Here is a 23,347-nt window from a genome sequence, read left to right as displayed (position 1 = left end):
GCCTTTGTTGAATCTCTGTAAGGCGGAGAGATTCACTGTGTGACGAAGCACTTGATGTTATAGACGACACACATCAGCGCGATTTCGCGAAACTCGCGGAACCACGACCGCGCTCGCACGGCAAAGCCGAGCGAGCACTGTTAGCACGACCGAGAGAGTTACCAGTTGAGCTCGTCATTCTCGCTCGCCTTTCCCTTGAAGATACGACGGGAGTTCGTTCAGGTGCGTGTAGATGAGGTCCAAAAATGGCTCGACTTCATCCCAGCGGGGGCCTTTCTGTATCGTTTGCTCGATTTTGTTCCAGTTGATGTATCCAAACGATTCGAGTTTCGGGAGATGAATATGATACAGTTGCAGACTCCCGCTCTCGAACTGGTATTGACGGATCTCAGTATAATTGATGGATTCTTCTGTTCCTGCACCCGTTTCCTCGTAGAGTTTGAGCAGCAATCGACGGCGAGGGTAATCAGATAACGCAGTTAGGGCCCGATCCACCTCTTCTACGTCAAAGCTGTGATCCAGCATTACATAGCTGTTAACTAAGAACCATATACTTACTTGGCACTTAAAGATGACATTGGAAACACATGGCGATGTTAAGTTAAGAACGAGACGGTCGGTGTTTCGAATGCTCTATGTCTGAATCCAACCGCCTCAACGGCTGTACAGATCGGATAGACTTGGAGTTTGCGGGGCGAAAGCGCACACCTCACGAGATCATTGAAACCGGTATTCATTTCCATCTTGCTGGATTATCACTTTTGAATACCAAACAGTATCTTTATAATTTGGGTGTCGATCGGAGTCGAACAGCAATTCAAAACTGGAGTCACAAGGTCGATCTACAGCCAGCTGACGGTGTGTGCCCCAATCGCGTTGCGGTCGATCAGACTGCGATTCAGATTAACTCAGACAGATTCTGGCTGTATGCCGCCGTGGATCCTTTCACAATCCAATTCCTCCATGTTGACGTATTTTCCGTCCAAAACCAACAATTTACGCTGGTGGTTCCCCGCGACCTGAGAGAGAAAAACCACGTTGACGATGCGCTGTTTCTCGTTGATGCTGGTGGACATCTCACAACTGCGTTCTCACGAACGTCGCTCCGATTTCAAATCACTCGTTATGGAAATCGGAATACTGTCGAACGTATTTTCAAAATGGTAAAACGACGGATTTCTTCATTTTTAAACACGTTTAGAAATGCGGAGCCGACGACAGCAGAATCTTGGCTCCGAGCCTTCGCCGTCTGCTGGAACCGATATTTAAGTTAACACGACCCTCTAGCGGAGTAGCCGAAGGATATGACATTCGGACCCAATTCCTTTCTTTGTCTTAGAACAGATCGTCGATGTCCGACGGCATTGCGACGTAGAACCCGCCGACGATCTCTTCGTTGAGGATCCCCAAATCCGTCAACCTGCATGGTGTCGAAGTCGGCATTATAAAGGTTGGTACTCTATCCCAAACATGATACCTGTGTGTCCCGAAACATAATTTAGAGATGTCTCCTGAGGAACCGTCCCGTCCATCGGATGGAGACGTGTATCGACGGGAGGTGTACCAGATTCGGGAAAATCAGAATCTCACGTTGTCTGAGAAATTCAATCGACTCCTTACGTTAAGCTGCGAGTATCTAGATGTCGAGAACGGGCATATCAAACGGATTGATACGGAGCGAGGCGTTCATGATGTCATCGCGAGCGCTGGCGGCGAGGGAGAACTCCTTGCAGTCGGTGCACAACATACGCACGCAACGACGTTCTGTCGGCGGACGATCGAACAGGATTCACCACTCGCTATCTCCCACGCCAGCGAACAAGGCTGGGCGGACGATCCCGCGTATCACACACACAATCTAGAATGCTATCTTGGGGCGGCAATCTCGGTGGAGGGAACGACGTATGGCACGGTTTGTTTTGTCTCTCGGACATCACACTCCCGACAGTTCTCCGCCTCTGAACGGGCGTTCGTAGAACTCGTTGCGGGCGTCGTTGGCACGGAGATCGAGGCCAAGCGGTATGAGTACAAGCTAGCCGACCGTGACCGACTCAATGCCGTTCTCAATCGCGTGCTTCGGCACAATCTTCGTAATTCGATGAACGTCGTAAGCGGCTACGCCAAAGCACTCACGCAACGGCTCACCGGCGATGACCAAGAGTTAGCGAAACGGATTGTAAACAGCGCGGACAACCTTACCGAATTGAGTGAGACTGCCCGAGACCTTGAACACGTTGCCCGAGATGCCGGGCCACCCGAACAACAAGAACTCGGATCCCTACTGGCTGGAGTGGCTACCGAACTCCGTGAACGTCACCCGGAGGCAGAGATTACGATTGAGATTCCAGACTCGCAGACCGTATTTGCAAACGAGTATCTACAGTCGGCACTGTATGAGCTTGGTGAAAACGCGATCACACATACAGACGAGCATCCGGAGCTGGAAGTAACTCTGTATGCTGACACGGATCACGACGATTGGGTTGTGATTGAGTTTGAAGACAACGGGTCGGGGCTTCCGGAACTGGAACAAAACATCTTGTGTGGTCGGATGGAGACACAGCTGGAACACGGCCAGGGGTTGGGCTTGTGGTTCGTCTATTGGACCATTGTCCGGTCGGGGGGGAAGCTGACAGTCGCTATCGATGACGGGACAACGATCCGGATTTGGTTGCATTCCGATGACATTCCCAACGAAGATCGACAGTGGTATCTTGATCTTCCCACCGAAAACGAGATGAGATGAGCTGACCCGGGTGGAAGGGGAGGAGTCGCTTCCGCTGAGTCACGCTACACCTGCTCGAGTTCGACATTAGTTATCTCGAAACGTGCTCCACCTGTTGTCCCCGTTGAAATAGCGATCGCCCACTCGTGCCCGTCGACGATCTGTTGGACAATCGAGAGGCCGAATCCGGTGCCTTCCGCAGCATCTGTATATCCTGCTTCAAAGACCTCCTCTTGTTTCTCTCGCGGGATGCCTGGTCCGTCGTCTTCAACATAGAAGCCTGCAGCATCGTCGAGGAGTCCGAGGGTGACAGTGACGGTTTCCCCACCGTGATCGACTGCGTTTCGAAACAGATTCTCGAAGAGTTCACACAGCCGTCCTTCGTCAGCCAGAATCAGAACCGAAGTCTCGACAGTAAGTTCGAGGAACGCATCCGGTGTTTCAACGTGCTCCCAGGCTTGCGTGGCGACATCGGCGAGCGCGACCGCCGTTGGATCGAGAACCGCTTGCCCCTGCTTGGCCAGCGACAGAAGTTCCTCGATCATCTCTGTCATCCGCTCGTGAGACTGCTCGATTGCCTCGAAGTGCTCCCTGTCTTCTGACTTCCGTGCTAATGTGAGACGCCCACGAGCGACGTTGAGCGGATTACGGAGATCATGGGCAACGGTACGTGCGAATTCCTGCAGCCGTTCGTTCTGTCGTGCGAGTTCCTCTTCGCGTTTCGCTCGCTCTGTAACATCTCTGAAAATCCCAATTCGCTCGGCTGCTTCACCCAACCCGGTGATCGCGTCCGTATTCAGTTCCATCACCAGGGCGTTCTCGTTGTCGTGTTCCCACTCGACTGTCGTGGTCGAATCCTCGTCATCAATGCGCAAGAGCACTCGCTCTAACGACTCCGAGGGCGTGAATTCAAAGTCAGTTATCGGCTGCTCCTGCAGCCGATCAGTATCGATGCCGAACGCCGCGGCGAAGGCATCGTTCGCCTCGGTGACGGTGCCGTCCGGTTTCACGACAATGACCGGATCCGGAGTGGACTGGAAGAGTGACTCGAACCGCTGATCGCTCTGTTCTTTCTGTCGAGTGAGTTCAAGCGACAAGCGGCGTCGGTTCAGGAGGTTATCGATCCGTGCATCCAATTCAGCCTTACTGACCGGTCGCTGGATCACTTCGTCAACGAGATCCCAGATATTTCCAGTGAATTCGTCAGGTGACTTATCGCCAGTGAGTAAGAGGAGCGGCAAAAACGTTGGTGCCGTTTCAGCTTTGACAGTTTGGAGATCCTCCTCAAACCGCCCCAACGAGCGCACATCGAGCAGACACAGGTCGAATTGGGGATTTTCAAACGGCGCATCGGTGTGGGTCTGAACTGTGAATTCCTCCGCTAGTTGCTCGGTGAGCAATTCGCGATTCCGGTCACTCTGGATCAGCAACAGGAGCGTCGTCCGCTGACTGTCATCTCTATCGGCAGAGTCCATAACGGTCTCAATCACCGTTCAGCCGAGTCTGGTCCGTCAGTCCACTCTGGAGTTCCACTGAGAATCCCACGGAGCTGTGTGAGTGGCTCGCCGACGGTGATACCGTGCTCAGTGATTTTGAATTGGCGTAGCGTCCGCTCGAAGTCGCTGGTACGCATTTTCAGCACGCCGATAACCTTCCGCATTTCGCCCTGTAATTCGAGATGGCGGAGAAAGACGATGTTGTCCGCGAGATAGCTGATTCCGACATCGGTTGCCTGGAATTCCCCCGTGATATTGGTGATCTCTTCAATCATAATGACAGTCACCCCCATATTTTTGAGATACCGACCGAGAGAGTGGAGGTGCTTGACGAGTTCGGTCTCTTCGCCTTCCAAGGCGAGTTTGTAGCCCGCGATGCCGTCGATCATCACGATTTCGGCTCCCTCTTCTTCGACCTCCTGGCGGACCATATTGGCGAACTCTTGGGGTGAGGTGTCCAGGGCCTCGATCTCTTCGACACTGAGCGTCCCTCGGTCGCGCATCTCTGCGACGGGGATGTTGACCGCCTCCGAACGTCGCATAAAGGTCCCCGCAGTTTCTTCGAAGAGATACATCACCGACCGTTCACCCCGGCCTGCTGCTTCCTTCATAAACTGCGTGCCGGTCGTCGTCTTTCCGACCCCGGTTGGCCCGGAAATGACGGTCACAGTCCCCCGATCGAGCCCGCCATCCAGTAGTTCATCGACTTCTGGAACGCCCGCAGAGATGGGTTCATCGACGAACTCCTGTTCGTAGTCCCCAGGTGTGAGTTCCGGATAGACGACGAGCCCGTGATCGGTAATTTGCACCGTGTGGTCTCCGCTTCGAGTTGCTGACCCTCGGAACTTCGGGACGCTGATCGACCGCCCGGTCGATGCGTAGCCCAGTTCGATCGTCCCGTCGCTCATAAATTGGAGGTCGTCATCTGGGGTGTCATCCGTCGCCTGCGTCGTGAATAGGACGGTCGCACCCACCTCCCCCAGTAGTCGCATGAACGAGAGTGCCTGCTTACGGAATTGGTATGCGTCGGTCGAGAGATACCGGAGCTGACTGATCGGATCGACGAAGACGCGATCCGGTTCAAGTGCTGACACTCGCTCAGTGATCGCTTCGACTACCGGATCCCGTTCCACCTCGCTGGACTCGAAAATGTCGTAGCCCTGGTCGTCGGCAAAGAACTCTGATTTTGGACTCAGATCCAGAAAGTTAACCTCTTCGACGTCGAACCCGAGCGCCGCTGCATTCTGTTCGAGGTCAGCAGTCGCTTCCTCCAGATTGATGAACAATGAGGTTTCGCCCTGTGCTGTTCCTTCCGTGAGATAATGTAACCCCAGAACCGTTTTGCCGGTTCCGGGTCTGCCTCGAACGAGATAACTGCGTTCGGAAATGAGCCCACCATTGAGAATCGTATCGAGTCCACGAATACCGGTGGCGATGCGGTCGAACGGCTGTGCGGTCTCCGTCAGTGACTGAGGGGATGAGCTGTCGGTCATTCGACGTCATCCTCTGTGTGAATCCGCTGGACGGTGATCACGCCGTCCGCGGCGATCGTTACAAGGCAGCCACCATATGGGAAGGTCACCTTCCCACACGCTCTTTCCGGCCCCGAATTGGTTGGGGCAAACAGGTTGTCCAGTCCATCTGGATCAATATAATCGTGCAACGGCGGCAGGTCATCTGTTGAGACCGTCGACGCGACTTCGACGACGGCGAGTACCGAGACGGTGAGCGACTCGTTCGTCGACCAGTCGTGTGTCAAGCGATACGCCTCACGTGACGAATCGTATTCAACATCCCCCCCTGGCACTTCAACCGTTGAATCGAGGGTAAATTCAGTATGGAAATGGGACATACTGTTGTTCATGCGTTGGTTCCCCACTGGGTTCCATTCGGTCGAGTCAGCTCGGTGCGGTTCACTGTCGACTGGTATGTCGTTTTGAGTTTCATTGTAATTAGTGTGGATTGTCAGATGTCACGGAATCCGGCAACCGCGTCGGTTGCCATCATCTCCGTGAGTGTTGAATCTGCGGCGTCTTTTGCCTCCGTCACCTCCTGTTCTAACCTCGCGAACGCGTCGCTGGAGTCGAGCTCCTGTTTGTTCATGGATGCTTCCAGAGCCACTTTCTTCGAGATCGCGGCGTAGTACTCGCGGAACTCTGTGTCGTACCGCGTTCGTACAAGGAGTGCCTTGACAGCCTCTCGAAGCCGTTCTTCGGAGACCGGTTTTACGTGGTACTCGTCGATATCGAGATCGATGATCTCCTCGCCCGGATCAACGGCGGTGAGCAGTGCAACAGGTTGATCAAACCCACGTTCACGAAGAGTCGTGAGAACTTCGTCACCGGAAATCCCTGGCATTCGCCGATCGAGCAACACAACATCAACGGAATCATCTATGAGGTCGAGGGCCTCTTCGCCGTCGTATGCGATCCGTGTGGTATACTCCTCTTCGAGGTAGAGAGCGTACAGGTCAGCCAATCCCTCTTCGTCGTCAACGACGAGGATTGTGGGCTGTTCTTGGATCGTCTCGTTGGTGGGTCCTGTCATAGTGAGGTCTCCGACTGATCGTCACGCGGAGGGTAGTTTGGCCCAACTGTGGGCAGTCTGAGCGTTACGGTTGCCCCTTGGTCATCACCGTTCGACAGCGTGAGCTCTCCCCCGGCGATGGTAACGATCCAGTGGACAGCCCAGAGACCGAGCCCGTTGCCGTGCTGGAGTTGTGTCTCTTGTCCTTCTCGGAGCACGGCCTGTTGATCCTCGGGAATCCCCGGGCCGTCATCCGCGACAGTGAGCTCGACCCAGTTCGTTCCATTTTGTGCTGGTTCGACTGTAATTGTCACCGAAGGAGCCGCCTGATCAGAGTGTTTGATAGCGTTTTCACAGAGCTCGTTCAGTGCACGATCTAATTGGACGGTTCCGGCCACCCGCTCGTCGGCCTCAATTGTCATCGAGATATCTGCATCGGGGTATCGCTCCTGAAGTGACGTCACCGGTTGCTCAACGAGGTGGGCAATCGGAACGGGTTCGAAATGTTGGTCCGGGTTGGTTCCTTTCGACAGGGCTCGCGCTGTTTCGCTTAGGTTGAGGAGTTCGTCGATAGCTTCCAATCCGCTCTTTGTAAGCGATCTCGGAACGGGTTCCTGATCGTCAAGTGACCGCTCAACGACTCCACGGACGACGTTCAGTTTGTTCCGAATATTGTGTCGAAGCACGCGGTTGAGAACCTGGAGCTGTTGATCCCGACGTTTCTGCTCAGTGATGTCCGTGTACACGACGTAGGCACCGAGCTGTTCTCCATCTTGTTGGATCGGGACCGCGCGGATGAGGAAGTCTCGCCGCCCAGTTGCCGTCTCGCGGCGGCCTTCAATTTCGACATTGTCACGTCCGCCTGCGAGCGCCCGTGCCATGAGCAGATTCGACGCTCTCTCTTCACTCGGTGGGACGACGAGTTCGGTGAGTGAGGTCCCACGGATGTCAGTACTGTCATAGCCGAACACCCGTTCAAACTCCGGATTGACGTCTTGGATACACGGAACATCTTCCACAAATTTCACGTCCGCGATGGCATCAGTTGCGTTCTCAAAGAGGGCACGGAAGTACTCCGTTTGTTCGTTCAATGCCTGCTCGCGCTGGGCACGTGTAAGTGCAGCCGTTGTGTTCGCAGCCAAGATCTTCGTCAATTCGACATCGGTCTCGGTGAACGCAGCGGGTTCTGTTGCCCCGAGACTCAACACTCCGTGATCCTCCAAGGGAAAGCACATCACACTCCGAATTGGTCCGTAATCGAACGGAGTCTCAGCCGATTTGATATCATCGAGAACGGTGTGGTCTTGCTGTTCAAATACCCCACCAACGACGCTCTCACCGGACTCATACACTGTTGATTCAGACGCTAACAGTTCGTATGTTTCGTCGGTGGCGGCCACGAGTTCGAGTGTTTCGGGCGTCGTCTCCCCATTCAGAAGCCGAACACCGGCGATGTCATACTCGAAGACCTGTTTTGCGGCGGCGATCGTTACCTCCGCAACACCATGGATCGTTGGTGCCCGCATCAGTTCCGTCGTTACGTCATGGAGCCTATTCAGAATGTTTCGCTGTTCGTAGCGAGTGGTGATGTCGCGAACATTAGCAAGTAGATGAGAGCGCCCATCGAGCTGGATCGCAGCGGCGGAGATCTCAACCTGTAATTGCTCACCATCTTTGGTTCGGCAGGTTAGCCCTGTGGTATACCCCTGACCGGTTTCGATCACGTCGGTGACGAACGACCAAAATTCTGACTTTTCATCCGGATGAATGACATCTGGAGCGGAAGACCGGAGCTCGGTCCGCGAATATCCAAGCAGTTCACAGGCCCGAGGATTACACTCGCGGATCTCCTCAGCGTCTGGATCAATAATGAAGACTGCGTCATTCGACGACTCGAAGATATTGCGGAACAGGTCACGCTGGTGGTCCAGCTCCGTAGAAAGAGTCACGGAAAGCTCACGCCGCTCGAGGAGATTCCTTAGCCGATGGTGGAGTACCCGCTTTTTTGTCGGGATGGAAACAACCTCATCAACGAGATCCCACACAACTCGGTTCTCCCGATGGCTCTCTGCGTGAGCCGAAACCAAGAGATACGGGAGAAACATAGGGCTTGATTTTTCTTTGAGATGCTGAAGCTGAGTATGATGCTCGTTCAGCTTCAACTCATCCACGATATACAGGTCACAATCCGACTGATCGAGCGACTGAGCGTCTGGATGCACTACCTCGAACGTTGGGGCTAACCAATTGGCCAGGCGATTACGATTGGCTTCGTGAGCAAGAAGTAGCCCAATCTGTGCGGGCCCCGACTGCGGTTCCACGGATCCGACCGTGTCAGTTTCTGCCGGATGACCTCTGTTCATAGATAGTACTGCTTGATAGACCAGGCATCCGGAACCATTGGCCATTTCACATATAAATGCTGGGGCCTGACCCTACGATCTAATAACCCAAAATTGTGGAACCTATCATCACTACTTTTCAAGTCTCATACCAGCCTAATTTAGATATTGCTGTAATACACTTCCCATTAGTGAAGGTAACACAATTTAAGAGGTTGAAATTTGATTTGTGTCTTCACTTTCCAGGCGAGTTGTATTCTGAGTCACACATAATAAATGATGTATCGTGTTGTAATATCGATTGGTTCGTGTTCGGCAGTCGCACCAAAATAGGCAAGAGGCGGCTATACTAACCTGTTCAGCGAGCTACTATGTTGGCATCTATACTCCGTGTAGATATTCTCCTGTTTCTCACTATCGGGATACTCGGCGGGGCACACTGTATTGGTATGTGTGGACCGTTAGTGACGATGTATGCCGATCGGATGACTCCACATCCCGACGGTGAGACAACGACTCGTGCTGGCGGTAGTCGACGTAGCCATCTAACGACCTACGAGGTTCGTCAGCACGGTCTGTTCAACATGGGCCGAGCATTCAGTTACGCGATCATCGGTGGGGCATTCGGAGCGCTTGGTGGGCTTGTGTTTGTTACGACGGGACAGTTGACGACGATCGCGGATCTCGTCCGCGGTAGCATTGGTGTTCTGATCGGCGCGTTCATCATTGCATCTGGTATCAAATACCTTCTCGGCGGCGCGACCGGTATCGGAATCCCGGGTGTTCAACGGGTAACGAACTGGATTGCGATTCGCGTCGATCGTCATGTAAACAGCCCTGGAATCGTCGGACTCGGTGCGCTTCACGGGCTGCTCCCGTGTCCGATACTGTACCCGACGTACCTGTACGCGTTCGCCACTGGATCAGCCGTCTCAGGGGTTATCGCACTGGGGACGCTCGGAGTCGGAACGATACCGGCCGTCTTCGCGTTTGGCACGCTCATCGAGTCCATCGACGCCGTTCACCGTCGACGACTCCATCGGCTCCTCGGACTCGCGTTCGTTGTCCTCGGATACGTTCTGTTGGCACACGGCCTAATGGCAGTCGGCGTCCACCTCCCTCACCCGATGCTTCCGCACTTTCAACCACTCGGGAGCGCGATGATGCACTGATAGAGGGCTCTGTCTCTTTCATCGGCTTGATACGCGAGACCCTCTCTAATCTGCGACTACGGTGAGAGAAACGACGCTGACGGGGCTACTGGAGCCCACGAGCTATCACGCGGTGGCCACTCGTTCCAGGTCGTCGACGAGCCGTTCGATGTCTGTTCGCGGGCCCCGTGGGTACGCCCGCTCGATGATCCCTTGCTTATTGGCGAGGATGATGAGCCCGTAATGCGGGAAACGATACTCTAGATTCTCGACGTTATCTGCCGGTTGCTTTTCGATCTTCAGACCGAAGTGCTCGTCGTGTATCTCTTGGGCCCGCTCATAGGTCTCTGGGCGGAGGAAATGCCAGTTTCCTGCATCGAGGTCGACGCCCTGCTGACCGGCGTACTCACGGAGGGCCTCAGTCGTGTCGCGCTCGGGATCGAACGTGATAGGGAGAAATGCGGCCTGATCGCCGTACCCCTCCTCGGCGGCGGCCGCCTGTCCGCGACGCAGCCGGAGAATCAGTGCGGGGCACACCCCGTCCGGACAGTTGGTGTAAAATGACGTCCATAGCACCGCGCGCTCGCCCTCGAATTGTGCGGTCGATATCTCCTCGCTGTAGATCGGATCGGGGACGGAAAACTCGGGCATCTCATCGCCGTAGCTTGGGTACGACGCCTCGCTAAGGTCTTGTTCCGGTGGTCCGAGAACGGTCCCTTCAGCGCCACCAGTGCCGAGGACGCCCAGACAACCGGCAGTGCCGGCGGCGACTCCCGCGATGCCGGTCGTTTTGCAGAAACTCCGTCGGTCCATATGTTCGCGTATCGGTCCGGCGGTCTTGAGGTATCTGGTGTGACCCTCGAACGCGTCGTTCGCGTCCGATCCGAGCGGGTCCAGCCCAGTTAGCTCGTCATTCAAAGAGATTGTCGACAGTCCGGATGAAGCGGTCCACGAGCCGGTCCGGCAGCGAGGGCGACACTATTTCGAGCAGGTCAGCCGTGCGGTTCGGGTGAGTTAGCGTGAGCGTCATCGGGCGGTCATTGGACTTCGTCACGAGTCCAGCATCATCGAGATTCGAGATGTGCCATGAGACCGTGCTCCGTGCGAGGTCCAGCTCTGATGCCAGTGTCTTCGGCCGGAGCGGCCCGTCCGCATGGAGCCGCAGTACGATCTCGCGGGCAGTCTCGCGTCGAAGAAACGCGAGGGCGCACCGCTCCCACGGGTCGAAGGCGGGATCGAAGTAGTGGGCTCGACCAGCGATCCGTTCGACGACCACTTCCTCGTCGTTCACCAGCCGTCGGAGATGATACTGCACCTGTCCGGTGGCGATGTCCAGATCGCGTTCCACCTGGTTGAAGTGGACGCCGGGCGTCTCGCGGACATGTCGTCGTACCCGAGCTCTGGTCGTCGCCATCGTGAATATCAACCCGTAACCGACTAAGCGATAAAACCTGTTGGGGCGTTCCCCTCGCACGAGAACGGTTCGCCCCGTGTCTTCTTATCACTCCAAACGCGTACTGGCTAATGTTGTGATCGCATCGCTCATTTCACGAGCCGTCTTCTCGGCGCTCGTGCCACTCACCGTCCAGGGATCGCCCGTTCTGCTGGCCGTCATCGCCTGCGCCGGAATCGGAACCGGTGCGCTCTTTCTCGTGAGCCTCGTCGCGTATCGTCGCCGCCAGACCAGCCAGTACCGGCTGATCAGCGTTGCCGTCGGCATCCTTGTCCTCCGGTCGCTAGTCGGTGCCGGGACCGTACTCGGAGTCGTCCCGATGCCGGTCCATCACTTCGTCGAACACAGCCTCGATTTTTTGATCGCTGCGATGGTCCTCTATGCCGTGTACGCGTACGCGCCGGGCTCGGTTACTGACAGCGCCACAGCGGACTAACTCAACGAGACCCACTTGAAACTGTGCTGAGGGTACGACAATCGCCGACCGCCTCTCCCGTTCCCTCCGAGTCGTCCACTCAGTTTTCGGATTGCCGGATCCCCTCGATCAGCGCGCGGTCGATCTCCTCGTACTCGAACGTCTGGCCCCCGTGTGTGTCGACGAACGACTGGGCCTCCGCCTCGTCCGAGAACGGGTGAAGCGCCGGGCCCATTCCACCCATCACATCGCTCTCGGCGACGTAGACGAGATCGGTCGCGTCGGCGAACGTTTCCGGTGCCGTCGGCGATGGCATCCGCAGCTCGCTATCACGCTGCCGCACGGTGTAATCGACCCGCGAGAAGTCAGTAACATACATTACGACCGGCTCCCAGCCGCGGTCCAACCGCTCGAAGTGGTAGGGAAACAGGCTATGCACGAGGGTGTGGAACCACGCCGGATTCCCCTCATCCCGCGGCGTGGCGTCCCGGTAGAAAATCTGTCCGTTCGCGCCGCCGTGTGGCCCGATCGCCATCCCGTGATCGGTGTCGAACCCCCCTTTGAGGTCTACCGGATCGGGATGTGATTCCTCGGAGGCGCTCCCGCCGAGACAGCCGGCGAGTCCGGTGACCGCACCTCCGATTCCGGCGGTGATGACGCGACGTCGGTGCATACGCGTCCTTCCGGTCGGCCGATCATATCCGTTCTGGTGGGGACGTCGAACGTCGCCTTGCGCAGAGAGGGGGATCGACACCGTGACGGGAACCGCACGACTCGCGTTCTGACGCGATCCCGCGACCGAGTGCCTGACAGTGGGAGCGAGGCGAATCCCTATGGCAGTAGCCGTGGGAGGAGGTCAATCCACGAACCGGTACCGGCACCGCTCAATCGCGGTGCTCATGTAGCCCCGAAGCGCGAGCGTTCCGGCCGCGGCGAGACTCCCGAACAGTGTCCATCCTGCAAGTGAGCCGACCGCCCGGCCGATGTCGACGATGTTCCCCTCCTGCGCGAACGAAACACCGATCACGGTCTCGAAGACGAGCCCACGGAAGGCCCCGTTCGGCGTGAGCGCGGCCCGTCCGGCGACCGCCGACGGGTCGGTGCCCGCCGTCAGCGACTGAATGAGCGCTAGGTCGCCGCCGAGCGTTCCGACGAGAAACGCGAGGACTGCGAGCGCGGCCGCGCTCCGCCGGCTTGTCGCCGCGGCCGATATCGACATCGACAGCGCGAGGAACGCCGCCCCGAACAGCGTGAGCAGCGCGAGAAAGCGGACGTACAGCAGCGGCGAGTCGACGCCCGTATGGGTCGCAAAGATCCCCGTGTCAGGGGCAGCGGTCAACCAAACGTAGCCGCCGATCACGGCGAATGGGAGGCCAACGACCGCGATCAACGCGACCAGCCTCGCCAGCAGAACGCCGGCAACGTACCCCGCGACGCCCACCGGGTACGTCCGGATCACGGCGAGCTCCCCGCTGACCACGTCCGACAACAACGCCCGATACCCCAGCACGACCGCGATCAGCGGCACCAGCAGCTCGGCCGGTAAGAGGAGGTCGACCACTGCCGGGACGAATCCGGTCGCCCCACCGCCGCCGACGGCGACCAGTAGCCAGAGCACAACGAGTAGGCCGACCGCGAGGATGCCGTAGCTGGGCGTTCGTAGGACGGTCGCAAGCTCCCGCCGAAACACGGTTCCTGCGCCGGCAAACGCACCCGTTCCGCGGAGGCCCACGGTCATTGTTCGGACACCCCCGTCACATGGACTTCACGGTCACCATCGGTGTCGTTCCCGTCCTCCTCATCTCCGGCTGCCGCACCGCTGCCTGCTGGATCCGTGTCGGCGGCGGCTTCGGACGGGGCAGCGTGGCGTTCCACGGCCTCGTAGAGCGCCGCGGTCGTGTCGACGCCGTACTCGTCGAAGAGGGCGTCGAACTCGCCAGCAGCGGCGACCCGTCCGCGGGCGAGCATGACGACGCGATCGGCGTGGACGTCGACGAGGTCGAGGTTGTGTGTACTCACGATGACCGTCACGTCGTCGGTCGCGTGGGCGGCCGTCGTCTGGAACGCCCGCTCGCGCATTCCGGGATCGAGCCCGCTGGCCGGCTCATCGAGCACGACGAGCGATGGATCGCCCAGCATCGCCTGCGCGATGCCGAGAAGCCGCTGCATCCCGCCGGAGAGGGCCTCAACCGGTTTGTCGGCGGCGTCCGACAGTCCGACCGCCGCGAGCGCAGCGTCGGGGTCGCCGTCAACCAGTCGCGCGTAGAACGCGAGCGTTTCCCGAGCGGTGAACCCATCGCGGAACGGGACCCGCTGCGGGAGATAGCCGATCGACTTCCCACATCCGTCTTCGGCGTCCGGCCACCGGACCTGCCCAGCGGTCGGGGAGACGGTCCCGGCGAGCGCACCGAGTAGCGTCGACTTTCCGGAGCCGTTCGGTCCGATCACCGCGGTGAGTCCCGGTTCGAACGCGAACGACACCGAATCGAGCACCGGCACGCCGCCGTACGTCCGGGTGAGGTCGTCGACGACGACCGCGCAGTCGAGTTCGGCGCCGTTGGCCGGCGACCCGGAGTCGGGTGCTCCCTCCATCGATGAACGCTTGGTCACGGAGACGCCACCTCGACCGCCGCCCGTTCCTTCGCCTCGGTGTCTTGGCTCGATCGCCTTGCGTTTTGGTCCTCTGTGATCATAGCTTGGCTGTGGAGTCGGGGCTCGGCTTGACCCGAGTCGTCAATCCGCTCCCGCCAGTTGGCATGGACCGCTGTCCTGTTCGGGTCCGCGGCCGCTGCGACCCGGTCGGGAGCGTACGGCGACGGCGCCGGCGCCGGATCAATGATGCTCCCGGAGCGCGCCCCCGCGACGGTGCCACGAAGGCATTCAAGAAGTTCGATCACCGGCGCCTCACGGAGCGTGACGGCAGCCGGTTCGCGGTGGAGCGCGGCGTCGATCGGCGACGTCGGGCGGTAGGCACGCTCGCCTGGCTCGTGGAGTCCCGCGTTCGCCCCCTCCCAGTAGTTGCCGCGGGTGCTGTCGGCCCACACGCGCAGCGGTCCCGCTCCCGCCCCAGCGTGACGGTCGTTCCCCACGAAATCATTTGTGACCACCCGACTCGCGGGAACGACCGTCGTCGCTCGCGCGCCCACCTTGTTGTCCACGACGACGTTGTGCTCGTAGAGCGAGCCGCGCGAGCTGGTCGAAAAGCCCAGATCGTTGTGCGCGAGCGTGTTGTAGCCGACGTATGTGAGCGTGCCGGACGCCTGAATCCCGGCCCCGGAGCCGCGCACATCGTTGCCGACGATCGCGTTCCGGGCGGGCCGGGTCATTACCGTGATCCCCGCGAAGATCTCGTCCCGGAACGAATTGTCCGCAATCAGGGCGTCGCCGGTGTACATGAGATGGACGCCGTAGCGGTTCTCTCTGAACGTCGAGTTCCTGACGATCGACCCGTCGGCGCGGTGGAGGTAGATCCCGTCACGACCGTTCGTGAACGTCCCGTTGGTGACTGTCACCTGGGACTCCATCCCTGTGATTCCCATGAAGCCGTCGTTCCACTCAGCCGTTCCGTTGACCTCGACATCACGGATCACCGCATCCGATCCCTCCCGCAGAAGGACGCCGCTCGCGTTTGTGTCGATCCTCACATCATCGACGAACAGCCCCGGGGCGCCGAGGCCGCGGATCCCGGCGTCGCCGTAGCCGTATCCGAGCTGGATGTTCGTGTCCCACGACTCCGTCTCGTTTCCTTGCGTAGCTTCTTCGGCCCGTCGTTGGGCCGCTTCGGGATCCCGAGTCCGATTACCGGTGCCATCGATCGTCAGTCCCGTGATCGCGACATTCGGGGCTCGGACAGTGATCACCGACCCGTTTCCGCCGCCGCTGACGTGTGCATCTTTGCCGGCGATCGTGAGCGGTTTCGTGACGTTGAGCTGCTCCTCGTAGGATCCCGACGGCACGACTACCGTCGTGTTCGGCGGGGCCGCGTCAACCGCGCCCGAAATGGTTGTCGCGCCTTCACCGACGGTAATTGAGACGGGACGGTCGGCTGTGTGCTCCGCGGCCGCCACTCGCTCGTCGGCTACCCTCCACCGTGTTGGTGCCATCTCCCGCGCGACCGCCGCGGAGTCGACGTCGAACGATCGCGTTCGAAGCTCCATCCAATCGACGATCTCCCCGCTGTGACTCGCGGTGAACGCTGTTGCCGCGTCCCGAGAAAAGAAGGGAATAATCGTCTCGCCGGCGGGCGTCCGAGCCTCACTGCTGACAACGTAGACCGCCTCTTCGGCAGGCGTCCACGATGATGGTCTCGATTCGGCTGCTGTGAACAATCCCGTATCAGTCGTCCCCGGGCTGGTTCCATCGAAGGTTTCAACAAACGCGACAAGCGGATAGCCGAACCGCCGTTCGGTGTAGCCATCGTCACGTCGATCGACGAAGGATTCGATGCCATTGTAGCCAATGACATACTGGAGCTGCGAGTAAAACACCTGAACGCGCGGAATTCGGCCGGAGTCGGACATTAGTGAATCGGTCTCTGTAGACAGTCCGAGTTCAACAGTATCATCGTACGCGGTGGGGCCAGGTGCGTTCGCCGCAGGGTCGACAAGGAACGCTCCAGCGACGACGAATCCGATGATGACCGCAAATACGACAGCCCAAGCAAGCACAGTCCGCGATCGGTCACTGTACGGGTCGAGAATCGCCACGGAACCGATACCCGTCGTCAGGATATATCTGATCTGGTTCGATTTTCGAATACCTGTTCGTGAAAAACGAAAATATCACAGCGATAACAGCACGGGAACCGACCCCTTCAATCGTGGGAGGAAAAGCGTAAGATCCGCGGAGCAATCCACACTCCAGGTTCTCGAAGGCTGGATTCCATGAGGTATTTTAAAACGCCCCAAGATCGTTGAGGGTGTCAGACAGGTCTGCGATAGGATCAGTCCGCCACGTGTCCCAATTATCCTCGGCTTGCCACCAGTAGCGAACTGTCCGCTCCCCATCGATGAGCACAATACCCCGCTTGGGGTGCCGACGCCCATCCGCTGTTTCCGCGAGCATCCCAAATTCTTCGTAAATCTCCTTATCGACGTCGTAGAGGAGAGGATACGACAGATCATTCTCTTGAATAAACTTCCGGTGGCTGTACGGTCCATCTGTCGAGACGCCGAGGACCCGAACATCCTCGTTGAACGTAAGGAACTCAGTGTCGTTTACTTCACACATTTGGGCTTCACAGACGGGACTGAAATCATGGACGTAGAAGACGAGCGCTGTCGGCCGACCGTCAGCGTACTCTGAGAGTGTGATCTCAAGTAATTCGTCGCCTCGAGCCGCCTCGACTGAAAAATCTGAGACCGTATCTCCAACTCCCACCATTGATATAATATATGAATTTCAGTGGTATTAAAACATCTGATTGTGGACATTCCGAAGTCATCTTTGTTCACGATATTAGAGTTTTAATAGCAATTGTCTACAAATAGACTAAGTATATGGTCCTTTAATTTTGTTTCTCCAACACGAATTCAGATGTTCAGTTCATCTTGTATGTCTGTCGGCGAAGCAATCTTGATGCACTCGGGCGGGCGACCTGAACGCGAGTCGTTGACTGTTTCATGTAGTTGAGCCACGGTGGCAGACGTAGATCCGCGCGAATGCCCGCTGAACCGGGCGTGGTGCCTCCCAGACAACGGGGGACTCGATCGACGGTCGTTTTCACGCTGGTCGGCACCACCATTGTAACGGGACACCGACCGAGGACCGTGCCATCGCTCGCGGGAAGAACCATTGAAACACAAATTCGATCAGAACTCCTCAAACCCGAGAGAGTGTCTTAGTCCCTGTCGTCACCAACGCTGAACTGAGTATATTCACTCACCGCATTCAAAACGACATTCGTGTTCGACTCTTGAACATCTGTATCAGCCACAATCCGTTTGATCTGGTCGTTCATGTCGCCAGTATCACGGAACTTCCCAATTGCGATGATGTCGTAGTCCCCTGTTGTCTCGTAGACACTCACGATCTGCGGTTCATTCTGAAGGATTTCCGTAATATCTGGAAGCCCCGGTCCCTCTACTTTGAGCTGGAGAATTGCGGTCACGTCATAGCCGAGTCGATCGTAGTTAACGATCGGTGTATATCCCTCAATAGCCCCGGCATTCTCCAGATCGTCTAGATGGTTCGAAACCGTCGTCACAGACACATCGAGCTGATCGGCGAGGCTCCGCAAGCTCTTCCGCCCGTTTCCAAGAAGAGCATTTACCAGCTCCGTGTCGAGATTTTCGTACGTCATTGGCTCTCATTTTATTTGAACCAGATATAATAGTGTTAGTTTCTTACGCCAACACTTCAGAAACCTCGCATAGTGTTGTAGACGCCGTTACAGGGGGAGCGAGGCGACAGCCACGGCGGTAGCTGTGGTTAGAGGTCAATGTGTGTACACACGGTCCGAAACGGGAGACTTCCCCCACTTTTGTTAGGCTCCCGCATAATTCGAAGGGAATGGTCATGTTTGAGCGTCTCAGCGGTAACCAACGGTGGTCAGTCGTGTTGCTGGGTGCGCTTCTCTGTGGTATCGTTACCGGTGGGGCAACCATCACGCAACAGCAAGCCACTGAGTACCATCTCCTGCAATTCAGCGTACCGTTCGGGCTCTCTCTTGTGGTGGCTACCTTCGGAGGGTGGCTCGTTCGCTCGGATCTATCGGCCGACCAAGTCTCTCGGATCGCGTTGTGGAGTCTTGGCGGCGTCATCGTCGTTGGCTCGTTCGCACTCTGGGAAATGGTTCTTCACACACTCGAAGGAGAAACGGTCGTCGAAGCACTCCACGAGCCGCTCCTCGGAATGGCTGAAGGAGCAGCCGTGGGTAGCCTCATCGGCTATTACGATAGCAGACGCATCGAGCAGCTACAGGAAACGCAGGAGGCACATGAAGCGATTTCAGCATCCGTCGACGGAATCGCAGTGCTCGACGAAGACGAACGCTATACGACCGTAAATCAGGCGCATGCGGAGGTGTATGGCTACGACGATCCCGACGAGTTCATCGGCGAATCGTGGCGGATGTGTTACTCTGACACGGAACTCGAACAAATCGAGGACGAGGTGTTCCAAGTCCTCGGAGAGGCAGGAGACTGGCGGGGGGAACTCACGGGCGTTCGGCGGAATGGGGAGACGTTCCCACAAGAGGTGTCGCTATCGATGATGGAGGACGGTGGCTTGGTGTGTGTCGTTCGAGACATTTCCGATCAGAAACGCCGGACACGCGAACTCGAAGCGGCCCAGGGGCGGTTTCAGGCGCTGACCGAAAATGCCGGGTTCGGTGTCGTCACGATCGATGAAGACAGTACGATACGGTATGCAAACGACGCCCTCGAGGATGTGCTCGGGTATGCCCCGGAGGATGTCGTCGGCGAGCCGCTCACGACGCTGATGCCGGACCGCTTCCGTGACAGTCACCTGTCGGGTATCCAACGGTATCTAAACGAAGGAGACAAGACACTCGATTGGGAGTGGCTCGAACTCCCAGGGCAGCACAGCGACGGTCACGAGGTACCGCTCGGAATTTCGTTCGGCGAGACTATTCTGGAAGACGGCCACCTGTTCACGGGAATTCTCCGTGACATCACTGCCCAGGTCGAACAAGAAGAACAGATCGCCGCACTCCACGACGCCAGTAGACGCCTGACCGAGGCGACGACACCCGACGAGGTGGCATCCGTGACGGTCGATATCGCCAATGATGTCCTCGGGGAACCGTTCTCGACGATGCTGTTTTACGACGAGGAGGACGACCAGCTCAACATAGCAGCTCGCGCCGACTCTACGGCAGCCTTCCTCAAGAAGGTAGACGTCGGCGAGCTCTCCGGAATCAGTACCGGTCAGCTCGGGATGGAAATCTTCCGAAGCGGGGAGATGCGAGTCATCGACGATTACGAGACAGTCGACAACCGCGCGTTTCCGGACCTTCCGCTTGGGACCGTTGTCATCGTTCCAGTCGGAGGGTACGGAATTCTCGCGCTTGGAGGGCAATCGATCGAAGCGGTCACGGAGACGGAGCGCCACCAGATCGAGCTCCTCGCGTTGAATGCGCGGGCAGCGCTCGAGCGTGCCGAGCGCGAACAAACACTTGCAGAACGCGAACAGCGACTTCGCACGATCCTCGAAAACATGCCGATCATTCTCTTTGCCGTCAGTCAGGATCGGAAGATCACACTCCAAGTCGGAAAGGGTCTCGAGCAGGTAAATATCGAACAGAATCAAATGATCGGGACTCCGGTTGAGGAGGTGTTTCCTGACTCGCCGGCGGTTCTGGACGCCATCGAGAGGAGTCTGGATGGAGAATCCGTCGACATAACGGTCGACATCTGGGGCCGAACCTATCAAGTCTGGTACGAACCGATCTGGGATGCCGGCGAGGTCACGAACGCGATCGGTGTCGCGATGGACGTCACCGACCGCGACAAGCGTGAACGCGGGATCAGAGCACTGCACGATGTGACCCGCGACATGATGCAGGAGACCGACACCAAGACGATCTGTCAGATGGCCGTCGACACCGCACAGAACGCCCTTGGCCTGCCAATCTGTACGATCTGGATGCAGTCGGATGATCAGCCTCGATTGGACCCGGTTGCCTGGTCCAACCAAGCGGAGGAGTTGTTCGGCGAGCTTCCCACATTCGAACCGGGTGGCAGTCTCGCGTGGCAGGCCTTCGCAGACGGAACGCCGCGTGTGTTTGATGACGTCCGTCACGAGGCGGATCGGTATAACCCGGATACAGAGATGCGGAGTGAGTTGATCGTCCCGATCGGCGACTATGGTGTGTTGAACAGTGGCTCGACCGACGTCGGTCGGTTCGAGGAAACAGATGTCGTGCTCGCACAGTTGCTCGCGGCGAACACACGCTCGGCACTCGAACGCGCCGAGCGAGAGGCGACCCTCCAGCGCCAGACCGACGAGATGGAGTTTTTCAACTCGATCCTCCGCCACGACGTCCTTAATGGGATGACGGTGATCAGAGGGCGGGCGGAGTTCCTGACGGACGACCTCGAGGGCCAACAGTTGCAGGACGCCGAGACGATCGTCGACTGGTCGAACGACATCGTCACGATCATCCAGCGCGTCCGGACAGTCCTCGAGACATTAACCGGAACCGAAGATCCACATCTGGAACCGACCGATCTGTCAGGCGCGCTCCGCGCAGAAATCAGCCGCGTACAGACGACGTACCCCGATGTGACGTTCGAGACGGTGATTCCGGACGGTGTGACAGTACAGACCAACGAGTTGCTCGGAGAAGTGCTTGGAAATGTTATCACGAACGCGGTCGATCACAACGACAGAGACGGGCTGCGGATCGTCATCACCGTCGACGACCCCACCGAAACTGACGACCACGTCACCGTCCGAATCGCTGACAACGGCCGCGGTGTCCCGGATGACAGCAAGGAAGCTATCTTCCGGCGCGAGGAGACCGGTCACGCGAAATCCACAGGGTCGGGATTCGGGCTTTTCTTCGTCGATTCGATGGTAGCCAAGTACGGTGGTGATATCCGGGTTGTCGATACCGATACGGGGGGTGCTGAATTCGTGATCGAACTTCCAACACCGTAGTCCCCACCGCCACGAGCGCGAGACGAGAGAGACCGGGTCGGAACAAGAATCAAGGGCCCACTCTTCAAAGGATGGCTCAAGACATGTTATGAGTCGCTCCGACTCGCCGGTGATCCTCATCGTCGAGGATGAACCAGATGTCGCTGAAACGTACGCCCGGTGGTTACAGGACTACGATGTTCGCCGAGTGGAGTCCGGAGAGGCAGCGCTTGCCCAGCTCGATGAGACCATCGATGTTGTTCTCCTCGACCGGATGCTCCCCGGCAAATCTGGCGCAGAGGTCCTCGACGAAATCCGGGCCCGGGGCATCGACTGTCGGGTCGCGATGGTCACCGCGGTCGATCCTGATTTCGATATCATCGAGATGGGGTTCGACGAATACGTCACAAAGCCACCGGAACGCGACCAGCTCCGGACGACGGTCGAGCGGCTACTACAACGCGCGGCGCTCGATGGTGAACTACAAGAATACTACTCGTTGGTCGCTCGGCGAGCGGCCCTTGAAGCAGAGTTGGGAGCGGAGCGGCTCGAATCCAACGACGAATATACTGACCTCGTCGACCAGATCGAGACCCACCGCGGCGCCGCTGACGAAGCACTTGGAGATATGGCATCGGACTCCGGCTTCATCGGGGCTGTTCGCGAAATTATGGACGATTCCGATCGCACCGGCACGTCGGATGCATCTGATATCTCGGATTCACAGGAGTGAGTACCAATGTACGATATCACTAATGGTCTTCCGGCTGGAACGATCTCCGAGCTCGCACCGGGAACCAGTCTCCTAATCGTGGGGCCCCCCATGACGGGAAAACAGGATCTCGCATTAGACCTGCTTGCTGCCGGCCTTGACGGAGCAAACGGGCTGCTTCTCGTGACAACGAACAAGACAGCCTCGACCTGCCTTGACGAGCTTGAACAGCGAGTTCCGTCCTTCGACCGCGCCCGTGTCGGTGTTGTCGATTGCTCTGGGAGCAACCAGGACACGATTCGCGAAATAACGACCCAGCGGGTGTCTTCACCTGGCGATCTCACGGGGATCAGCATCGGAACCGCCAAGCTCATGCAGCAATTCGGCACACATGACATCGCAAGCGTCCGACACGGGCTCGTCTCGGTGTCGACGCTCCTTCAGTATCTGGAGCTCGACACCGTGTTCAAGTTTCTCCATATCTATACGACGCGGATTGCCGATACCCAGGGGATCGGGATCTTCACCATTGAACACGGCTCACACGACTCTCAAACGGTCAACACGATCACGAGTGAGTTCGACGCCGTCGTGGAACTCCGCGAGACGGACAGTGGTGGGCGCGAGGTCCGCGTCCGGGGTATTCCTGATGCGGCAAGCGACTGGCACCCGTTCTAAGCCGTGCGTCGTCGTTCCTTCGACGACAGCCCGTCCAAGCAGGGAATACGCAGGCACTCACAGTGGGAGCGGGGTGAATGCCACAGCTGTAGCCGTGGGAAGAAATAAATATTATTTGTCATAATAGGAGTGCACGAGAACCTCCAATCCTAGTGTTAGTACTCTCGAGCATGGGTGGAACACACAAGGTGATAAATAAACGATGGGCATATTACCCACAGTTGATGGAAGGCCCCAGTGCCAGAT

The 23,347-nt window shown here is 57.7% G+C and carries 21 protein-coding genes and 1 pseudogene; 7 read left to right on the top strand and 15 right to left on the bottom strand.

Features of this window, described 5'->3' with window-relative positions:
• Positions 1-32 precede the first annotated feature (32 nt).
• Positions 33-134, bottom strand: a pseudogene (locus B4V04_RS14075) (IS5/IS1182 family transposase); the annotation flags it as partial.
• Positions 135-174: 40 nt separating this feature from the next.
• Positions 175-525 (bottom strand): DUF7344 domain-containing protein, encoded by a 351-nt coding sequence (locus B4V04_RS14070; protein ID WP_498232371.1) that lies wholly within the window; start codon positions 523-525, stop codon positions 175-177.
• Positions 526-635: 110 nt separating this feature from the next.
• Between B4V04_RS14070 and B4V04_RS14065 the strand changes: the two genes are divergently transcribed.
• Entirely contained in the window at positions 636-1,274 is a 639-nt protein-coding gene (locus B4V04_RS14065; protein WP_498232370.1) for an IS6 family transposase, read from the top strand.
• A gap of 230 nt (positions 1,275-1,504) precedes the next feature.
• A complete protein-coding gene (locus B4V04_RS14060) occupies positions 1,505-2,746 on the top strand; it encodes a GAF domain-containing sensor histidine kinase (protein WP_498232369.1) in 1,242 nt (413 codons plus the stop codon).
• A gap of 44 nt (positions 2,747-2,790) precedes the next feature.
• Here B4V04_RS14060 and B4V04_RS14055 read toward each other — a convergent pair whose 3' ends face one another.
• From B4V04_RS14055 to B4V04_RS14035, 5 genes are all read right to left on the bottom strand, one after another.
• Positions 2,791-4,200: a sensor histidine kinase gene (locus B4V04_RS14055; RefSeq protein WP_498232368.1), complete on the bottom strand. Its 1,410-nt coding sequence runs from the start codon at positions 4,198-4,200 to the stop codon at positions 2,791-2,793.
• An 11-nt stretch (positions 4,201-4,211) separates the two neighbouring features.
• Complete coding sequence (locus B4V04_RS14050; RefSeq protein ID WP_498232367.1) at positions 4,212-5,714, bottom strand: ATPase domain-containing protein; 1,503 nt, start codon at positions 5,712-5,714, stop codon at positions 4,212-4,214.
• Positions 5,711-6,085 (bottom strand): HalOD1 output domain-containing protein, encoded by a 375-nt coding sequence (locus B4V04_RS14045; RefSeq protein WP_498232366.1) that lies wholly within the window; start codon positions 6,083-6,085, stop codon positions 5,711-5,713. The genes B4V04_RS14050 and B4V04_RS14045 overlap by 4 nt, the downstream gene beginning before the upstream one ends.
• A gap of 101 nt (positions 6,086-6,186) precedes the next feature.
• Positions 6,187-6,768, bottom strand: a complete 582-nt coding sequence (locus tag B4V04_RS14040) for a response regulator (protein WP_498232365.1) — start codon at positions 6,766-6,768, stop codon at positions 6,187-6,189.
• Positions 6,765-9,068 carry a PAS domain S-box protein gene (locus B4V04_RS14035; RefSeq protein ID WP_498232364.1) on the bottom strand — a complete coding sequence of 768 codons (2,304 nt, stop codon included), beginning with the start codon at positions 9,066-9,068 and terminating at the stop codon, positions 6,765-6,767. The genes B4V04_RS14040 and B4V04_RS14035 overlap by 4 nt, the downstream gene beginning before the upstream one ends.
• Before the next feature lie 392 nt (positions 9,069-9,460).
• Here B4V04_RS14035 and B4V04_RS14030 point away from each other — a divergent pair, with 392 nt between their 5' ends.
• Positions 9,461-10,261 (top strand): sulfite exporter TauE/SafE family protein, encoded by an 801-nt coding sequence (locus B4V04_RS14030; protein WP_498232363.1) that lies wholly within the window; start codon positions 9,461-9,463, stop codon positions 10,259-10,261.
• Between the two features lie 105 nt (positions 10,262-10,366).
• Here B4V04_RS14030 and B4V04_RS14025 read toward each other — a convergent pair whose 3' ends face one another.
• Positions 10,367-11,053 carry an SCO family protein gene (locus B4V04_RS14025; RefSeq protein WP_498232362.1) on the bottom strand — a complete coding sequence of 229 codons (687 nt, stop codon included), beginning with the start codon at positions 11,051-11,053 and terminating at the stop codon, positions 10,367-10,369.
• 97 nt (positions 11,054-11,150) lie between these two features.
• Positions 11,151-11,654 carry a winged helix-turn-helix transcriptional regulator gene (locus B4V04_RS14020; RefSeq protein WP_498232361.1) on the bottom strand — a complete coding sequence of 168 codons (504 nt, stop codon included), beginning with the start codon at positions 11,652-11,654 and terminating at the stop codon, positions 11,151-11,153.
• 157 nt (positions 11,655-11,811) lie between these two features.
• On the opposite strand from B4V04_RS14020, the gene B4V04_RS14015 reads away from it, so the two are divergent.
• Positions 11,812-12,129 carry a DUF7471 family protein gene (locus B4V04_RS14015; protein WP_498232360.1) on the top strand — a complete coding sequence of 106 codons (318 nt, stop codon included), beginning with the start codon at positions 11,812-11,814 and terminating at the stop codon, positions 12,127-12,129.
• Positions 12,130-12,208: 79 nt separating this feature from the next.
• Here the strand turns inward: B4V04_RS14015 and B4V04_RS14010 are convergent, their stop codons facing one another.
• The 6 genes from B4V04_RS14010 to lrp form a co-directional block, all read right to left on the bottom strand.
• Complete coding sequence (locus tag B4V04_RS14010; RefSeq protein WP_498232359.1) at positions 12,209-12,781, bottom strand: nitrous oxide reductase accessory protein NosL; 573 nt, start codon at positions 12,779-12,781, stop codon at positions 12,209-12,211.
• A gap of 183 nt (positions 12,782-12,964) precedes the next feature.
• Positions 12,965-13,846: an ABC transporter permease gene (locus B4V04_RS14005; RefSeq protein ID WP_498232358.1), complete on the bottom strand. Its 882-nt coding sequence runs from the start codon at positions 13,844-13,846 to the stop codon at positions 12,965-12,967.
• Complete coding sequence (locus B4V04_RS14000; protein WP_498232357.1) at positions 13,843-14,718, bottom strand: ABC transporter ATP-binding protein; 876 nt, start codon at positions 14,716-14,718, stop codon at positions 13,843-13,845. Before B4V04_RS14000 ends, B4V04_RS14005 begins: the two co-directional genes overlap by 4 nt.
• Positions 14,715-16,814: a NosD domain-containing protein gene (locus tag B4V04_RS13995; protein WP_498232356.1), complete on the bottom strand. Its 2,100-nt coding sequence runs from the start codon at positions 16,812-16,814 to the stop codon at positions 14,715-14,717. Before B4V04_RS13995 ends, B4V04_RS14000 begins: the two co-directional genes overlap by 4 nt.
• A gap of 187 nt (positions 16,815-17,001) precedes the next feature.
• Positions 17,002-17,490, bottom strand: coding sequence for a peroxiredoxin family protein (locus B4V04_RS13990; RefSeq protein WP_498232355.1), 489 nt, complete (start codon positions 17,488-17,490; stop codon positions 17,002-17,004).
• Positions 17,491-17,947: 457 nt separating this feature from the next.
• Positions 17,948-18,409 carry an HTH-type transcriptional regulator Lrp gene (lrp, locus tag B4V04_RS13985; RefSeq protein WP_498232354.1) on the bottom strand — a complete coding sequence of 154 codons (462 nt, stop codon included), beginning with the start codon at positions 18,407-18,409 and terminating at the stop codon, positions 17,948-17,950.
• 209 nt (positions 18,410-18,618) lie between these two features.
• Here lrp and B4V04_RS13980 point away from each other — a divergent pair, with 209 nt between their 5' ends.
• The 3 genes from B4V04_RS13980 to B4V04_RS13970 all read left to right on the top strand — a co-directional run bounded on the left by B4V04_RS13980 (position 18,619) and on the right by B4V04_RS13970 (position 23,101).
• Positions 18,619-21,732 (top strand): PAS domain S-box protein, encoded by a 3,114-nt coding sequence (locus B4V04_RS13980; RefSeq protein WP_498232353.1) that lies wholly within the window; start codon positions 18,619-18,621, stop codon positions 21,730-21,732.
• Positions 21,733-21,820: 88 nt separating this feature from the next.
• Positions 21,821-22,444: a response regulator gene (locus B4V04_RS13975; RefSeq protein ID WP_498232352.1), complete on the top strand. Its 624-nt coding sequence runs from the start codon at positions 21,821-21,823 to the stop codon at positions 22,442-22,444.
• Between the two features lie 6 nt (positions 22,445-22,450).
• On the top strand, positions 22,451-23,101 hold the full coding sequence (locus B4V04_RS13970) for a DUF7504 family protein (protein ID WP_498232351.1): 651 nt from the start codon (positions 22,451-22,453) through the stop codon (positions 23,099-23,101).
• The last annotated feature ends 246 nt before the right edge of the window (positions 23,102-23,347 follow it).

This window comes from Halorubrum sp. B52, from assembly GCF_059752555.1.
Note: the sequence above shows the minus strand (reverse complement) of the source record. Positions and strands in the feature narration are given on the sequence as shown.

Coding starts and splice junctions, on each gene's coding strand:
- B4V04_RS14045 (WP_498232366.1), bottom strand. CDS start 6,085: ATGAACAACAGTATGTCCCATTTCCATACTGAATTTACCCTCGATTCA.
- B4V04_RS13980 (WP_498232353.1), top strand. CDS start 18,619: ATGGTCATGTTTGAGCGTCTCAGCGGTAACCAACGGTGGTCAGTCGTG.
- B4V04_RS14060 (WP_498232369.1), top strand. CDS start 1,505: ATGTCTCCTGAGGAACCGTCCCGTCCATCGGATGGAGACGTGTATCGA.
- B4V04_RS14040 (WP_498232365.1), bottom strand. CDS start 6,768: ATGACAGGACCCACCAACGAGACGATCCAAGAACAGCCCACAATCCTC.
- B4V04_RS14065 (WP_498232370.1), top strand. CDS start 636: ATGTCTGAATCCAACCGCCTCAACGGCTGTACAGATCGGATAGACTTG.
- B4V04_RS14010 (WP_498232359.1), bottom strand. CDS start 12,781: ATGCACCGACGTCGCGTCATCACCGCCGGAATCGGAGGTGCGGTCACC.
- lrp (WP_498232354.1), bottom strand. CDS start 18,409: ATGACGTACGAAAATCTCGACACGGAGCTGGTAAATGCTCTTCTTGGA.
- B4V04_RS13990 (WP_498232355.1), bottom strand. CDS start 17,490: ATGGTGGGAGTTGGAGATACGGTCTCAGATTTTTCAGTCGAGGCGGCT.
- B4V04_RS14055 (WP_498232368.1), bottom strand. CDS start 4,200: ATGGACTCTGCCGATAGAGATGACAGTCAGCGGACGACGCTCCTGTTG.
- B4V04_RS14020 (WP_498232361.1), bottom strand. CDS start 11,654: ATGGCGACGACCAGAGCTCGGGTACGACGACATGTCCGCGAGACGCCC.
- B4V04_RS14070 (WP_498232371.1), bottom strand. CDS start 525: ATGCTGGATCACAGCTTTGACGTAGAAGAGGTGGATCGGGCCCTAACT.
- B4V04_RS14050 (WP_498232367.1), bottom strand. CDS start 5,714: ATGACCGACAGCTCATCCCCTCAGTCACTGACGGAGACCGCACAGCCG.
- B4V04_RS13970 (WP_498232351.1), top strand. CDS start 22,451: ATGTACGATATCACTAATGGTCTTCCGGCTGGAACGATCTCCGAGCTC.
- B4V04_RS14005 (WP_498232358.1), bottom strand. CDS start 13,846: ATGACCGTGGGCCTCCGCGGAACGGGTGCGTTTGCCGGCGCAGGAACC.
- B4V04_RS13975 (WP_498232352.1), top strand. CDS start 21,821: ATGAGTCGCTCCGACTCGCCGGTGATCCTCATCGTCGAGGATGAACCA.
- B4V04_RS14030 (WP_498232363.1), top strand. CDS start 9,461: ATGTTGGCATCTATACTCCGTGTAGATATTCTCCTGTTTCTCACTATC.
- B4V04_RS14025 (WP_498232362.1), bottom strand. CDS start 11,053: ATGGACCGACGGAGTTTCTGCAAAACGACCGGCATCGCGGGAGTCGCC.